At 37.9% G+C, this 16,191-nt stretch carries 16 protein-coding genes; 12 read left to right on the plus strand and 4 right to left on the minus strand.

Annotated features, from left to right (window positions below; genetic code table 11):
* Positions 1 to 201: 201 nt before the first annotated feature.
* Positions 202 to 1,563, plus strand: a complete 1,362-nt coding sequence (locus BK574_RS18915) for a short-chain fatty acid transporter (protein WP_218970595.1) — start codon at positions 202 to 204, stop codon at positions 1,561 to 1,563.
* A gap of 120 nt (positions 1,564 to 1,683) precedes the next feature.
* On the opposite strand, the gene bshB2 is transcribed toward BK574_RS18915, so the two are convergent.
* Together bshB2 and BK574_RS18925 are read right to left on the minus strand one after the other, a co-directional pair.
* Positions 1,684 to 2,349: a bacillithiol biosynthesis deacetylase BshB2 gene (bshB2, locus tag BK574_RS18920; RefSeq protein WP_078429650.1), complete on the minus strand. Its 666-nt coding sequence runs from the start codon at positions 2,347 to 2,349 to the stop codon at positions 1,684 to 1,686.
* A gap of 11 nt (positions 2,350 to 2,360) precedes the next feature.
* Positions 2,361 to 2,705 carry a YojF family protein gene (locus tag BK574_RS18925; RefSeq protein WP_078429651.1) on the minus strand — a complete coding sequence of 115 codons (345 nt, stop codon included), beginning with the start codon at positions 2,703 to 2,705 and terminating at the stop codon, positions 2,361 to 2,363.
* A 266-nt stretch (positions 2,706 to 2,971) separates the two neighbouring features.
* Here BK574_RS18925 and BK574_RS18930 point away from each other — a divergent pair, with 266 nt between their 5' ends.
* The 11 genes from BK574_RS18930 (at position 2,972) to BK574_RS18980 (ending at position 14,861) form a co-directional block, all read left to right on the plus strand.
* Positions 2,972 to 4,948, plus strand: coding sequence for a 7TM diverse intracellular signaling domain-containing protein (locus BK574_RS18930; protein WP_078429652.1), 1,977 nt, complete (start codon positions 2,972 to 2,974; stop codon positions 4,946 to 4,948).
* Between the two features lie 24 nt (positions 4,949 to 4,972).
* Complete coding sequence (locus BK574_RS18935) at positions 4,973 to 5,746, plus strand: inositol monophosphatase family protein (RefSeq protein WP_078429653.1); 774 nt, start codon at positions 4,973 to 4,975, stop codon at positions 5,744 to 5,746.
* Between the two features lie 27 nt (positions 5,747 to 5,773).
* Positions 5,774 to 6,442: a uracil-DNA glycosylase gene (locus BK574_RS18940; protein WP_078429654.1), complete on the plus strand. Its 669-nt coding sequence runs from the start codon at positions 5,774 to 5,776 to the stop codon at positions 6,440 to 6,442.
* 417 nt (positions 6,443 to 6,859) lie between these two features.
* Complete coding sequence (locus BK574_RS18945) at positions 6,860 to 8,125, plus strand: ammonium transporter (RefSeq protein ID WP_075385217.1); 1,266 nt, start codon at positions 6,860 to 6,862, stop codon at positions 8,123 to 8,125.
* Between the two features lie 19 nt (positions 8,126 to 8,144).
* Positions 8,145 to 9,131 (plus strand): DUF294 nucleotidyltransferase-like domain-containing protein, encoded by a 987-nt coding sequence (locus tag BK574_RS18950; RefSeq protein WP_078429655.1) that lies wholly within the window; start codon positions 8,145 to 8,147, stop codon positions 9,129 to 9,131.
* Positions 9,128 to 9,853 (plus strand): exonuclease domain-containing protein, encoded by a 726-nt coding sequence (locus tag BK574_RS18955; protein WP_238458048.1) that lies wholly within the window; start codon positions 9,128 to 9,130, stop codon positions 9,851 to 9,853. Before BK574_RS18950 ends, BK574_RS18955 begins: the two co-directional genes overlap by 4 nt.
* Before the next feature lie 42 nt (positions 9,854 to 9,895).
* Positions 9,896 to 10,249 carry a MerR family transcriptional regulator gene (locus BK574_RS18960; protein WP_078429656.1) on the plus strand — a complete coding sequence of 118 codons (354 nt, stop codon included), beginning with the start codon at positions 9,896 to 9,898 and terminating at the stop codon, positions 10,247 to 10,249.
* Between the two features lie 266 nt (positions 10,250 to 10,515).
* Positions 10,516 to 12,294, plus strand: a complete 1,779-nt coding sequence (locus BK574_RS18965; RefSeq protein ID WP_078429657.1) for a M3 family oligoendopeptidase — start codon at positions 10,516 to 10,518, stop codon at positions 12,292 to 12,294.
* Between the two features lie 264 nt (positions 12,295 to 12,558).
* Positions 12,559 to 14,241, plus strand: a complete 1,683-nt coding sequence (locus BK574_RS18970) for an ATP-binding protein (protein ID WP_158211694.1) — start codon at positions 12,559 to 12,561, stop codon at positions 14,239 to 14,241.
* A complete protein-coding gene (locus BK574_RS18975; protein WP_238458049.1) occupies positions 14,216 to 14,434 on the plus strand; it encodes a hypothetical protein in 219 nt (72 codons plus the stop codon). Before BK574_RS18970 ends, BK574_RS18975 begins: the two co-directional genes overlap by 26 nt.
* Before the next feature lie 55 nt (positions 14,435 to 14,489).
* Complete coding sequence (locus BK574_RS18980) at positions 14,490 to 14,861, plus strand: DUF423 domain-containing protein (protein ID WP_078429660.1); 372 nt, start codon at positions 14,490 to 14,492, stop codon at positions 14,859 to 14,861.
* A gap of 73 nt (positions 14,862 to 14,934) precedes the next feature.
* On the opposite strand, the gene gerQ is transcribed toward BK574_RS18980, so the two are convergent.
* Together gerQ and BK574_RS18990 are read right to left on the minus strand one after the other, a co-directional pair.
* Complete coding sequence (gerQ, locus tag BK574_RS18985) at positions 14,935 to 15,453, minus strand: spore coat protein GerQ (protein WP_078429661.1); 519 nt, start codon at positions 15,451 to 15,453, stop codon at positions 14,935 to 14,937.
* A 162-nt stretch (positions 15,454 to 15,615) separates the two neighbouring features.
* Entirely contained in the window at positions 15,616 to 16,047 is a 432-nt protein-coding gene (locus BK574_RS18990; protein WP_078429662.1) for a cell wall hydrolase, read from the minus strand.
* Positions 16,048 to 16,191: the final 144 nt, after the last annotated feature.

Genomic DNA, 16,191 nt, shown 5'->3' on the forward strand with positions numbered 1-16,191 from the left:
TGCTAAAGGAACACTTATATGCTTTCAATCATGAAAATTATTAGCTTCAGCAAATATTGTTCAATTAAGAACAATATTTCAAGTGATTTTGTAAGCGCTAACATGCGAAGTCTGGGTTAACTATCATTGCAAAAAGCAATGTTCAAAGAAAAAATTCTTTTAAATTAAAAAATATGAGAGAGTAGTATGAGGTCAATGATAATGAATGAAAAAGGAGAGTTGACATTGGAAAGATTAACGACGTTTTTTACAAAAATCATGCACAGGTATTTACCTGAGCCATTTACGATCGCAATTGTATTAACTATTGTAACTGTAGTACTCGCCATGGGCATTCAAGGAACAGGTTTTATTGAAACAACGGTTTATTGGGGAAATGGTTTTTGGGATTTGCTAACATTTACGATGCAAATGAGCGTTATCCTCTTAACAGGATATGTACTTGCCAAAACGCCAATTGTTGACCGGCTCCTAAATAAAGCGATAGCACCTATTAAAACCCCAGCGATGGCGATTATTATGGCAACATTAATTGCTGGAATCGGTACTTTTATCAATTGGGGATTTGGCTTAGTTATCGGTGCAATTGTTGCTAGAAAAATTGCGTTACATGTAAAAGGCGTTCATTACCCCCTTATCATTGCAGCTGCATATAGTGGCTTTGTATTGTATGGATCAGGAATATCGGGGAGTGTACCTATCACCATTTCAACGCCAGGTCACTTTCTCGAGGAGCAAATGGGTGTCATTCCGTTATCTGAAACAATCTTTTCTCTACCAATGATGTTAACAACATTAGCCATCTTAATTACACTACCAATCTTTAATGTTCTTATTCATCCAAAAAGAAAAGAAGATATTATTGAAATTGCCCAACCAGATGTCCAAGTTCACGAACAATCTGAAATTGCTGCCACAACAGTGGAAGAAGATACTTTCGCAAGTAAAATGAACAATAGTAAGATACTTGGTATTGGCATCGGGGTCCTCGGACTTATTTATACTGTCAGCTATTTTTCAACTGGAAACTCGCTTAATATTAATTCCTTAAACTTTATTATGTTATTTCTAGGAATGCTACTAATGGGGACTCCAGCTCGTTATTTCAATTCTTTACTTGAGGGGATTAAAAGTATTGCTGGATTAGTTATTCAATTTCCATTCTATGCTGGGATCATTGGTATTTTGGCAGGTACTGGTTTAGGAACAACGATCGCGCAATGGTTTGTGACGATTTCTACTCCTGAGAGTTTACCATTTTGGAGCTTAATTAGTGCCTACTTCGTTAATTTATTAGCACCTTCTGGTGGAGGACAATGGGCCATTCAAGGACCTGTTATGATTGAAGCAGCGAAAGAGCTTGGTGCCTCTACTATAAAAACAGCGATGAGTGTACAATTAGGTGATGCTTGGAATAATATGATCCAGCCATTCTTACTACTTCCTGTATTAGCCATAGCAGGATTGAAGTTAAAAGATATTATGGGGTACTTAGTCATGATTATGTTTTGGATTGGGATCGTATTTTGCACAGCAATTTTATTATGGGGTTATTTAGGTTAACGATATAAAAATTAAGTAGACTGATTATGTCCACTTATTAACTGAGTCGAAGTATAGAGATCAGCGATGTTTGTCCTATAAAATACCCCCTCACTATCGTAGTGAGGGGGTATCGTTCTATTAATCATCAAAAGAATAAATCCAAAACCGCTCGAATTTAAAGCGATCTAACACTTCGCCGGTTCCTTCTTTTAATGCAATTTCAGTTTGGCTAACCACTTCTTGAGTTTGTGTTTTATGTGCTTTTAAGGCATCTAGCTTCTGCTGATGAAAGCGACTGATATCATTAATAATTTGTGGTTCACCTAAATCATCGATGCATTCTTTTGAAAAGGCTAGTGCATGTACCGTTGGACGTTGCTCCTTTGGCATCGAAGCGACAGCCTTTATCACGACGGCACCACAGGCATCGTGGTCAGGGTGTACGGCATATCCTGGGTAAAATGTAATGACGAGAGTCGGCTTGCGATCTTCTATTAATTTACTAATTCGCTCGGCTAATTTATTTTCATCTTCAAACTCAATCGTCTTATCTCTTAGTCCCATAAGGATGAGGTCATCAATTTTTAAAATTTCGGCAGCGGCTTCAAGCTCTTGTTTGCGTAACTGGGGTAATGTTTCTCGGTTAGCAAACGGTGGGTTCCCCATATTTCGTCCCATTTCTCCTAAGGTCATACATGCGTATGTAACTTTTCCACCATTTTCTTTAAAAGATAACATCGTTCCTGCAGCCCCGAATGACTCGTCATCTGGATGCGGTAAAATGACTAATAAATGATCCTCCATATGAACCTCCTTTATTTGAATGGATGTGGACTTAACTGAAATGAAACGGCTAAACGCCCTTGATCATCTAATCCAGCAAGCAGTAATTGATCATCTGTAATGTGGCAATGGGTGAGACCTTCAGCATAAATCCAACCGAGATCTATTTTCAACCCAACCCGATATGGATTATTCCCAGTGATTTTGCCATGTTCATATTGTACTTTCCCATTTCGGATAAATACACCAGATGTAAAAGGGGTACCGTTCCGAAAAGCAGTATATGCTCCATTGGTCGTTTCAAGGTGGATATACATTTCTTGATTAGCGTATTGATTAATAATTTCCTGTATCGACGCTTGATTAATTACTTCCAAAGGTTACGCCTCCTCGCCTTCTAAAAATAATAAAATATGTAAAGACATTATACCTTATTTTGTACGATATTCTTATCATACTAAATCCTGTTCGGGATAGCACGTAGGAAGCAAGATTAAATTACATTTGTCTTTTTAATACCACTAACTATTCATAAAGTTCCGAAAATTCTATAATTAGATTATACTATAGGTGGTTAAAAGTAGCTCACCGTAAAATTAGTCGTTTACATGTCACAAGTATCGGAAAGGTAAGAGGTTGGGCGATGAAGAAGAAAATCATCTTTTTTTTAATTTCAATTCTAATCATTTCTGCTATTCTTGTATTTTCTTCTTACGAGCGTCCCGAGAGGATGCCAACAGCAGAAGGTGGTCAGTTAGACTTAACAGAGATCTCAATTAAAGAGGTTGGACCCATTTCTTTAGCTGGAGAATGGTATTTTAGCTGGGAACAATGGTTAGACCCTTCAGGACCAAACAATACAGGCGAACGGGTACTCATTGACATGCCATCAAAGTGGAATGGCCAAATATGGAATGGTGAGTCATTATCAGGAGATGGATATGCGACCTATCATATTAATATTTTCATTTCTGAAGTTGATGTCGGGAAAATGCTAGGTCTTTACTTACCAAATGCTTTTACTTCTTATAAAGTTTGGGTGAACGGAAGGCAACTCGGTGAAGCTGGGTCCCCTGGACAATCTCGGGAAAGGACAGTCCCTGCATACTTACCACAAGTAGTTTACTTTGAACCACAAGAGCAAGAAATTGATCTCGTTTTTCATGTTGCAAATTTTCATCACTCAAAAGGTGGACTTTGGCGAAGTATAAGGTTAGGGGAAGATAAGGCAATTACGAGTTTGCGCGAAAAACAGTTAGCTTTTGAAATGTTTCTTATCGGAAGTCTTTTTGTGATGGGGCTTTACCATTTAGGGTTATATATATTAAGAAGAAAAGAAAAATCAACGTTATATTTTGGACTGTTTTGTCTCGTCATTGGACTACGTGCAATGATGGTTGGCGAAGTTTTTTTTATACAAGTATTCCCACAATTCCCGTGGGAGTGGATTAAGAAAATTGAATATATCTGTTTTTATATTGGCGTACCCTTATTTGTCTCTTTCGCTAGGCAACTGTACCCTGATGAAATTCATAAATTAATAAGCCGTCCACTTTGGGGAATTGCGAGTTTATTTGTTGCCTTCATTCTTGTGACACCTGCACGAATTTTTACCATGACATTAACGGTTTATCAAATCATTACGGTAATTGTGATTGTCGTTGTGATTGTATCAGGATTTAAAGCGATGAAGAATAAACGTGATATGTCGGCACTAAATTTTGGGGTCGGAATTTTCTATGTTTTAACGGTGATTAATGACTTCTTGTTCTATAATCAGATTATTATTACGAGAGAACTGTCCCCGTTTGGATTATTTATCTTTTTATTTGCGCAATCTTTTCATTTATCGACTCAATTTTCCCGTGCTTTTTCGAAAGTTGAAGAGGTCACACAGCAACTTCAAGAGTTAAATCAAAATTTGGAAAAGAAAGTGGAGGAACGAACGATCGGACTAGAAAAATCACAAAAAGAAACCGTTGAAGCATTAATTGAAATGTCTGTACTTGAGGAGAGAAACCGGATTGCGCATGAAATTCATGATATAACAGGGCACTCTTTGACAACGGTCATCGTTCAACTTGAGGCTGGAAAACGTCTCTCTAAATCCCAACCAAATGAAGCGTTTGAAAAAATGAAGCTGTCGCAAGAGTTATTACGAAAAGGTTTACAAAGAATTAGAGAATCGGTAAGAATACTTGGGGAAGTTCAAGAAACCATGAATATGGAAGAAGCCTTGACGATGCTGATAGAAGATACGATGAAGGCAACAGGTGTATTAATAACAACGAAAATAGAAGAAGTACCAAAGTTAAACCACGCTCAAAAGAAAGTCATTTATTATGCACTTCAAGAAGGGTTAACCAACGGAATTCGTCACGGGAATAGTACGCATTTTCACTTTACATTACAAACAAAAGGATCTTATTTACAATTCAAACTCGTCGATAACGGGACCGGGATGGAAAAGGTTGAATTTGGTTTCGGGTTAAGTGCAATGAGAAATCGAATTCATATGATAAACGGAGATGTTTCATTAAATACGGAAAAAGGAAAAGGATGCCAATTAGTTATTACTTTGCCTTTAGACCAAGAATTTTCTAAAATAAAGGATGGATAAGTAAATAGGAGGAGAGGTTCGCACATGAACGAATGGTTAACGATAAAAGAACATATTAAGACATGGGTAAAAGAAGTAGGAAAAGAACAATTAATTCGAATGGAACAACCTTTTCAGATGAAATCGAAGTCATCTGACATCGATTTAGTAACAGAGGTCGATGAGTGGAGTGAACAATACTTGATGGATAAAATTAAAAGTCAGTATCCTCATCATGCGATTATGACAGAAGAAAGCGGTTGGCATGAAGGACAAGCTGAGTATGAATGGGTTATCGACCCTATTGATGGTACCGTTAACTTTGCCCATCGTTTCCCATTTTTCTGTATATCGATCGGTGTAAAGTTTCAAGGAGAAACGGTGATCGGTGTTGTATACGTCCCAAAGATAGACGAAATGTATGAAGCAATCAAAGGGAGCGGAGCAACACTTAATGGAAAGCCAATTACCGTTTCAAGGACAGAACGGTTAAATCAAGCTGTTGTAGCGACGGGCTTTCCTTATGATCGTGCGACTGACCCGAATAATAATGTTAATCATTTTAATGCGATCATTACAAAAGTTGGTGGCATCAGAAGGACAGGGAGTGCTGCTATCGATTTATGCCAAGTAGCAGCTGGTCGATTTGATGGGTATTGGGAATTAAAACTGCAAGAGTGGGATATTTGTGCAGGCTTATTAATAATAGAAGAAGCAAATGGTAAGACGTTCAGCTATAAACAAGAAAAAGGGTATCAAGTACTTGTCGGTAATCCTGCTGTCTTTAATGAACTGAGTGGTATCCTCAATTGGGAGTAGTATGTTAACAGAAGAGGAGAGACGGTTTTGTTTATAGTAAAGAAAGAATGGTCTGCTGTTTTAAAAAGCGAATTTACAAAAGAATATTTTGTAAGTTTGCAGCAATTTTTAAAAGAAGAATACATCAAAGAAACGATTTTCCCAAATCAACCTGATATTTTTAATGCTTTTGAATATACGCCCTATTCTGAAGTGAAGGTCGTTATCTTAGGACAAGACCCATATCATGGACCTAACCAAGCTCACGGTTTAAGTTTTTCGGTTCAATCAGGTGAAAAGTTGCCGCCGTCGCTCAAAAACATTTACAAAGAACTTCATATCGATATCGGTTGTGACATAGGAAAAAACGGATGCTTGGTTAAGTGGGCCGAGCAAGGAGTGCTGTTATTAAATACAGTTTTAACAGTGAAACAAGGTGAACCGAATTCACATAAAGGAATCGGTTGGGAGACGTTTACGGATCGAGTCATTGAAAAGCTTAATGAGCGAAAAAAACCGATCGTTTTTATTTTATGGGGACGTCATGCTCAAACGAAAGAAGCGCTTATTCAAGCTCCCCATCATTATATTATTAAATCGCCACATCCAAGTCCGTTGTCGGCAAACCGAGGTTTTTTTGGAAGCAAGCCGTTCTCCAAGATCAATCGGTGGCTAATGGAAAAAGGAGAAGAGCCGATCGATTGGCAAATTGAGTAGGGGTTACTCCAACATATTCAGGTCAGACAAGCTCACAAAAGACTTGTACCCTTTAAACCGAGAATTGAAAAAAGTTGTTCTATTCAGTAAAAATACTTACTGTTAGAACAGCTTTTTTTGTTTTTACTTTAACATAAATAGTAGTGGAATGAGGTAGGTATGATTTTTATAAAGATAGTGATGGCTAAAAGAAAAATTGCTATAATTAATTCCAGTTAAAGGAAAACGACCAGTAAATAGTAGAATAGACTAAGTTAATACCATTAAAAGGTAAAAACCAGTGAAACAAACAATGAAGTGTAGAAACCATGTCAGATCTTCTCCCAATAATGTAGTTTCTGAAAATTGAGAATGTATAATTAAGTTAACAAAAGATGTTAGCTAAGCTGACGCAGAAACGAAGGGAGAGGTTGACAGATGGAACAAATTTTAATGGATAATTTGTGGGTCATCATTGGTACTTTTTTAGTTTTACTTATGCAGGGTGGATTTATTTTACTTGAAGCAGGTTCGACTCGAATGAAAAATGCGGGTCACATCGCAGGAAAAACCATTTTCACGATTAGTCTTGGTTCAATTATTTTCTGGGCAGTAGGTTGGGGCTTCATATATGGAGATAGTGCAGGAGGGTTTATCGGAATATCTGAATTCTTCTTCGGAGATGCTTCAGCACCAGATGGTGGATTAGCAGGATCAGTAGACTTTATGTTCCAAATGATGTTTGCACTTATTGCTTTAACGATTGCTTTCGGTGGTTTCGCTGAGCGTGCGAAATTATCAGCTTATGTCATATTCGCTGTTTTATTCTCGGCTCTCGTATATCCAGTAGTAGCACACTGGGTTTGGGGTGATGGTTGGTTAGGAGGACTTGGTAAACAAGACTTTGCAGGTTCAACTGTTGTTCACTTAACAGGGGCAATGGCAGCTCTTGCAGCAACAATCATTTTAAAACCACGTATTGGTAAATATAATAAGGATGGTTCATCGAACGATTTAGCAGGTCATAACCAAGTGTACACAGCTTTAGGGGTTCTTCTTCTCTGGGTAGGTTGGTTTGGATTTAACGGAGCGAGTACATTTGAAGTAGCAGATGCATTCTTTGGATATGTTCTTCTTAACACGCAATTAGCAGCAGCAGCAGGGGCAATTGCCGCGATGTTCTTAATTTGGATGATGAGTGGAAAAGCAGACGTACCAACAACATTGAACGGGGCATTAGCAGGTCTAGTTGCGATTACAGCATCATGTGGTTTCGTAGCACCTTGGGCAGCGGTTATTATCGGTATCATTGGTGGATTGATTGTGGTAGTTAGTATGAAAATCTTTGATCGTGCGAAAATTGATGATCCGATCTTCGCCTTATCTGTTCACGGTATGGCAGGGATTTGGGGCACACTTTCAACTGGTTTCTTTGCAGTACCAGCATTATCAACTGAAATTGGCTGGGGTCAAGCTGGATTATTTTACGGTGGTGGATTTACACAATTAGGTGTTCAAACGTTAGGTGTTGTCGCTGGTGGTATATACGCATTTGTTGTATCATTTGCTATCCTATTCGTAATGAACAAAGTAATGGGAGGACTTCGTGTAACGGAAGAAGAAGAAATTATGGGTCTAGACATCAGTGAACATGGAAGCTATGGTTACCCTGAAAACATGTCTAATGAGAAAACAGGCGCATAAGATTGGGTGGTGAAACCACATGAGGCAACCTGTCGTTGAAACGTATGAACAGCTCAACATATGGAGAACTTCATATATTCAACAGGTTAAGTATGATCATACGAAGTTAAATGACTTTCACGATCAACTCATAAAGCGAACGGTGAAATTAGCAATTGAAAGAATAACAAGTGAGTGGGGCCCTCCCCCTACTCACTTTGCTTTCTTTATGATGGGAAGCGCGGCTCGCTTTGAACAAGCAATATGGAGCGATCAAGATCATGGTCTCGTATTTGAATCAGAACATAATCAAGAAAATGAGTACTTTTTAAAATTAGGAAATGAAATTTCAAGCGGTCTTGAACGTGTTGGGTACGTTAAATGCGATGGTTTCGTGATGGCTTCGAATAAGCGATGGTGTAAACCTTTTTCATCATGGGAATTGCAGCTTCAAGATTGGATGGATGAGGAGAGTTTTGAGACATTGCGCCATTTACTTACATTTTTTGACTCAAGAGTATTTATTGGCGAGCCTCGTTTACTTGAAAACTTGAAAGAAGTGATTTTTGCCGAACTTAAGAAAAACCCTGCGCTCATTCAACGGTTTTATGACAATGTTGAACGACGTAAAAAAGCGATTGGGATTTTCGGACAATTGCTTTTAGAATCTTACGGTCCTCATTCTAACGTTATTCATTTAAAAAATACCGTTCTCTTTCCGTATGTAAATTCGTTAAGGCTATTAGCCTTACAAGAAAAAATAAAGAGTCCTCAAACGTTAGCGAGATTTGAAGAACTTCCTGAGAGCCTTAATGAGGTTAAACAATTAAAGGAAACATTTCAAAAGCTTCTTCAATTTCGGCTCCGTTTCCAGGGAAATGAAAAAAGCTATGAAACTATTCATCTATTAAAAGTCCATATGTTATCACCTTCCGACAAAGAAGAGCTTAAAGGTTACATTAAAGACGGTGCTCGCCTTTACAAACTAACAAAAAGACACATCGATAAAGGGTGTGGCATGAAGTGATTAATAATATGATCCAATATGTGAAGCAGCTGTCAGGAAAATTAAGTCCAAATGTATATACAGCGGTTCAGCAACAATCTAATGCTGCGCAGCTGGCGTATATGAGACAACTTCAAAAAGAGTTAAAAAAGCAAAGTGTGTTAAACCAATCATTTGATGATTTAGAAGTTGTTATTTTTGATATTGAAACAACGGGGTTTTACCCTGATCGCGGGGATAAGATTATTTCAATCGGTGCTGTAAAAGTAAAAGGAACATCGATGGTAGACGCTGATGGGTATTACTCATTAGTGCATCATGATCAGCCACTATCAGAAGAAGTTGCTTCGCTAACAGGCCTAAAAAGTGAACATTTACAAGTAGCACCAACGATTGATAAAGTACTTGATACGTTTTTCAAATATGTAGAAGGTCGTACGTTAGTTGCTCACCACGCTCAACATGAAAAAGCATTTATGCAACATGTTTCATGGCACATTTTAAGGACGAACTTTATCCACCGTGTCATAGATACATCGTTTCTAATAAAAATAACATCTCCTAATCAGAGCTTAGTAACATTAGATGAATGTTGTCACTTTTACAATGTCCCTATTTCGTCCCGCCATCATGCGTTAGAGGATGCTAAAATGACAGCGGAACTATGGATTAGAAATGTAGAAAAAGTGCAACAACTAGGATTTCAGACATTACAAGAGGTATATACTGAATTAGCCAAATAAACCAAAATGTCTTTACATTACAGAGCTAAAAGGAGGGAGGGGATGAATAAAAATTTCCCTCGTCATGTCGCGATTTTCCCAATTAGTGTTGTCAAGGAGATGACTCAGTTAACAGCAAGGCAAATTCGTTACTATGAAGAGCAAGGACTTATAAAACCTGCTCGTAATGAAGGAAACCAACGAATTTTTTCACTTAATGATATTGACCGATTTATCGAAATTAAATCACTCATTGATCAAGGAGTAAATATTGCAGGGATTAAAGCGATCTTTTTTTCGAAGTATCAAGATCAGGAAAATGTCATACCGAAACAAAATGAACGTTCCATGCTGCGTTTCTCGGATAAAGAATGGGATGATTTAATTGAAAAATATCGAACAGGTGGCTTTTCATAATAAAGGTTAAATGATGTAGGCTCGGGAAACTGGGTCTATTTTTTATGGCTAGTAAAGTTATGTGTTTGACTAGTGATTTTGTGCGCTTCTTCAAAGAGTTTAGTGTTTTTAGTTTTCTATAAAAGTTAGTATATAGGTCATAATAATGAAGGCGGCCATTCAAGTAAGCGTAAAAAAAGAATTTTAATATATTTTCTTTTAACTTTAAGAGGAATTATTGTAAAATATTTAGAGTGACGAAATAAACTGATAGAGGAGTAGTACGCATGCAAACAACTTATAATCAATTGTGGGATTTGGATAGTATTTTTCCAGGTGGAAGTGAGTCAACACAATTAAAATCGTTTATAAAAGAAACAAAAGATGAGATAACAGCACTTGAACAATCACTCGAACAACTAAATGACGTACATAAAGAAAAGCAAACAATGGTTAATATTATACAAACAACTCAACAAGTTGCGGCTAAAGTAAGGGAAGTTGGTGCATTTATTGGTTGCCTAACTGCACAAAACGCAGCAGATAAAAAAGCTATTCAATTGAGTGGTTCTGCTAAAGAGCTTTCTGCTATGTATCAAGGTGTGTTAACGAGTATCGATGAAAAAGTAATGCAATTTGATGAAATGGAATGGAAGGCACTAATTGAAGAGCATTTTGAAAGCGTTGCATTTTATTTAACGGAAAGAACGCAACGAGCAAAAGATAAGCTGTCACCAGCAGAAGAGAAGCTAGCGCAAAAGTTAACGACGAGTGGTTATCATGCCTGGGCCGATATGTATAATGCGCTAGTAAACAGCATGAAAATTACGTTTGAGGATAATGGGGAATCAGAAGAATTATCGGTAGGTCAAGCAGAGAACAAATTAGCAAACAGTGACCGCAATGTACGGAAGGATGCATTTGAAAAATGGGAACAAACATGGTCGGAGAAAGAGGATCTTTTTGCTACGACGATTAATCATCTTGCAGGCTTTAGACTAGGGCTTTACGAAAAAAGAGGTTGGACGAATGTATTAAAAGAACCATTAGAAATTAATCGAATGTCAGAAGCGACATTAAAAGCAATGTGGGATACGATTACAGCAAATAAATCACGTTTTCTGCCATATTTAGAGCGCAAGGCTAAGCATTTAGGCATTGAAAAATTAGCTTGGTATGATGTCCATGCACCGATAGGAAGTACAAGTTCAACGATTCCTTATGAAGAAGCAGCTGAAACGATTATTGAGCAGTTTGGCAAGTTTAGCCCCAAAATGGCGGAGTTTACGAAAATGGCGTTTGAGAAAAATTGGGTAGAAGCAGAAAATCGCCCTGGAAAAAGACCAGGAGCTTTTTGTACAACTTTACCCGCTAGTGGTGAGACGCGAGTTTTTATGACTTATAGTGGCAGTGCATCGAATGTATCGACGTTAGCCCATGAATTAGGGCATGCATACCATGCATACGTAATGCGTGATATGCCGAACTTTGCGCAGTCTTATGCAATGAATGTGGCTGAAACAGCGTCTACATTTGCTGAACTTATTGTGAGTGATGCAGCGGTACAACAAGCGAAGTCTGATGAGGAAAAATTAGTACTCATCGAAAGTAAACTCGGCCGGGGGATTGCCTTCTTTATGAATATTCATGCTCGTTTCTTATTTGAAACGAGATTTTATGAGAAGAGAAAAGAAGGATTGCTTTCAGCGAACGAATTAAGCGAACTTATGGTAGAGGCACAAAAAGAAGCATATTGCGATTCGTTATCAGAGTATCACCCACATTTTTGGGCGGCGAAACAACACTTTCATATTACAGGTGTTCCGTTTTATAACTTCCCTTATACATTTGGCTACTTATTTAGTCTTGGTGTTTATGCGCATGCGCTTGAACAAGGAGCTTCATTTGAAGATGGCTATATTGAGCTATTACGAGATACAGGAAGTATGAATGTTGAAGAATTAGCACAGAAGCATTTAAATGTCGACTTAACGAAGGCTGACTTTTGGCAAAAAGCCATTGATCTTGTCGTCAAGGATGTAGAAGAATTTATGCAAATGACATAAGGAATTGCTGCCAGGAATCTTTAGTGTACTAAAGGTGCCTGGTCTTTTTTTATTGATGTTTAACTGGCGCTAGACTCTCACTTCAAGACTTTGAGTTAACAAGAAAGACGGAGTGGAGTTTGAATGAACACAGACTAAGAACGTTACGTCCTGTGACAACGTATGTGTGACCAGCATCGTGTGGGGATGAAAAAACCACGACTCAATGAAGTTTCACTTTATGCTATAATAGAGGAAAATCTTGTCGAAAATTGGAGTTTAAGCATGGTGACTCAAAAAAATAATCGGATAGACCTTGTTAACAAGAGAAATCAATTAATGGCTAAGCTTTTAATCTTTTTTTATATGATGAGTGTGACCATTAATCTATTTGTAGATCCAGATATTCTGCTATTTGTTGTTCCTGTTGGCTTTGGCTTTTGTTTGGCCATTTACTTACTTGCTAAAAAGAAAGCTTTAGCTTTGATGACGATGTATTTATCAATCTTTTTTATTTTTAGTTTTTTTTCACTACTCATCATTTATGAGCCGCTATTAATTAATTTTATATACATATGGTTAGGATTGATTATGAGTTCGATCTATCACTTAGTGAAGCCCATCTTATTTGCAGGTATTCTCACAAGTTTTGCGACGGTCTATTTTTTCTTTCAATTCCAACAAGAGATATTTCCAGGTTCCGATTTAATTGATGTGGTCTATGTAGTATTGTTTGGTTGGTTAATTACAGCCTTTCTCTTCTACTCCAGTCGTTTTACGGAAAATTTATTATGGCAAGCAGAGCAAAAAAGTGAAAAAACATCAAAAGAATTAGTGAAAACAAAAGGATATTTAAATTCCTTATTTAACCACCTAACTGACCCGATCATTATTCATGACCAAAATGGCAAAGTTTTGCAAGTTAATAAAGGATTTGAAAAAACATACGGGTGGAAAAACGAAGATGTGGTAGGAAAGTTAATGCCACAACTTGATGATTTACAGCTTATTTTTTTACGAGAAAAGTGGAGAGCGGTAATCGAAGGAAAAACGATACACGAAATTGAGATGAAAAATTGGACGGATGAGGAGCAATTGTTAGAGGTAGCGATGTCTGTATCAGCAATCAAAATCGAAGACGGGAGTGTCGTTGCTTTAGCAACTATTATTCGTGATATAACGGAAAAAAAACAAACGGAAGAATGGATTAGAAGGTCAGAAAAGCTTTCCGTTGTTGGTCAACTAGCCGCTGGAGTTGCCCATGAAATTCGTAATCCTATTACAGTCATTTCGGGTTTCCTTCAATTAATGCATCAACGAGAAAAACCATCGAAAACACATATACCTGTTATGTTGAGTGAACTTGCAAGAATTAATAAAATCATTAGTGAATTTCTTATGCTTGCAAAACCAGGAGCTGAAAAGTTTGAAAAAGTGCCTATACGGCCATTAATTGAAGAAGTTCTTACACTATTAAATACGTCTGCCATTATGAAGAGCATTTCCATTTCATCTAATTTTACGATTACTCAAACGATAATAGAATGTGAGCCGGATCAAATTAAACAAGTGCTTATCAACCTATTAAAGAACAGTATTGAAGCTATGGATCACGGTGGACAGATTCAAGTCGATGTGAATGAATTCGATGAAAAGACGGTTCATATACAAATTATAGATGATGGAATGGGTGTCCCTAAAGAAGTGCTCAACCGAATACGGGAACCCTTTTTTACGACTAAAGAAAAAGGGACAGGGTTAGGGCTCATGATCAGTGACAGGATCGTCGAACATCATCAAGGGGAAATGGAAATCACAAGTGTAGAAGGAGAAGGAACAACGGTTAATATCTATTTGAAGAAAGTTTTACGTAATCAGGAGGCGGAAAATGAACATTCCAGTCAAGAACGTGATCCTAAAGATCGAACAACAACTAAACGAAATGAAGTTAGAAGTCGAGCGTGGTAATGAACGACGGGTACAAGAAGCAGCAACGATGATTAAAGCATATTGTGAACTTTTAACGGTCAAAGATACTGCAGCAGTAGAAACAACAATGAAAATTGCCCAGGAAAACTACAGTTTACCAAGTAAAGCAGTCACTACGACGAGTACTGTTACTTCCTCAGCTAAAGATGAAGGAAGCTTATTAGATTTTTAAAAAAAGATTATGTTAAGATGAAGAAAATGGAAAGATAAGTAAAGGAGAATGAACGATGTTCAACATCTTTATCGTACTTGGTAGTATTGGTGCAGCAATTGGTGTCGCTTTAGGCGCGTTTGGGGCACATGGATTAGAAGGTCGCCTGACGGAACATTATTTAAAAATATATCAAACAGGTGTACAGTATCACATGTATCATTCACTTGGATTGATCTTAGTTGGTTTGGTTAGTTGGAAAGGGATTGAAACTAGCTTAGTTCACTGGGCTGGTTGGTTATTAGTAGTAGGAATTATTTTATTTTCAGGAAGTTTATATATTCTAGCCGTTACAGGTATTTCAAAGTTGGGAATGATTACGCCGCTCGGTGGTGTCGCGTTTATTGTAGGTTGGATATTGCTTGCTGTTAGTATGTTTAGAGCATAATAGAAAGGATGGCGCTTAATATTGCGCCATCCTTTTTAAGTAACGGTGACTAATGAGCCCTTTTTTTGAAAAGTTAGTCACGTGGAGGATATGTTGCTAACGGAGCTACATCGTTAAATGGATAATCGTACTCAAGTGGCTCATCAAACTCAACATAGTCGAGGTTAACCATTAACAATAAGTAATAATTATCATTTACATCGTCATGAAGGATAATATGGTCTCTACCGGCTTCTTCAACATGCCCCGTGAACACCCTCGCAGGCCACTCAGGGTTATTCTCAAATGTCATATACACCCTTGCAGCTTTCCCTCGATTAAGACGAAGAATGTTTTCAATATAAGACTGCTCCATTGGCAACATCCCTGGCACTTGCGGGAATTGTTGCGGGAATTGTTGCATTTGCGGTTGTGGGGCGTAAAACATTGGGGGCTGCATCATCGGTTGCTGCATCATAGGCTGCTGCATCATCGGTTGTTGTGGTTGCATCATAGGTGGTTGCATCATCGGCTGCTGTTGCTGCTTATAAGGTGACATTTGACCATCCATTGTCGGATACATCGATTGCATATCCCATTGTTGCTGATACATTTTATCACTCCTTTTTGTTTTCCTTTTTATATGTTTAGCCTGATTAAGTTCTTAGGGTAAAGATCCCCACCTATTAACGTAGCGTAGATGGGAAGTTCTAATCAGGTGGAGTTGAAACTCCACCTGATTCCCCGATGTTCCAGCTTGCTGGAACGAGTTCGCTTAATAGGTACCGTAAACTGAAGGACACTCTGATGCTAAAGGTGTATAGAAGCAGTGTAGTTTAAAGCGTCCTGAGTTCCATTGGCCCCACCATTGGGCAGGACAAGATCCTTCAGGACGGAAAAACCATAAAGAAAATTCAGCTGGATGATGTCTTTCACCGTTAATAAGCTTTCTGGCTAGTCGACGCTCTTTTTCTCGAGCTCCTTGATAAAAATACCCTTTTTGTGTCGCTTCAAAGCCACCTGGTGATTGATAAACCATACGAGAAACAGAGTTAATATCAACAAAATCTAGACAAGCAGATCGAACTCGGTTGACCATTACATTGCCCGCCATCAGCATCCCGAGTTCACCTTCACCTTCTGCTTCAGCACGCATTAAACGGGCTAACAAGTCTATATCACTACTGTTAGCTTTTATAACGGCCATGTGTTCACCTCCTATTCATTGGTGCCGTACGTGATGGGATGGAGGACTGAGATTTTGAATATGGCTACACAACATAAAGTGTTACGGCATACCCAAACACAGTTAGTTCAAATATATGTAAGGAAAAATGGGACTATGACTTTT

The sequence above is a fragment of the Alkalihalobacterium alkalinitrilicum genome (genome assembly GCF_002019605.1).
GTDB lineage: Bacteria > Bacillota > Bacilli > Bacillales > Bacillaceae_F > Alkalihalobacterium > Alkalihalobacterium alkalinitrilicum.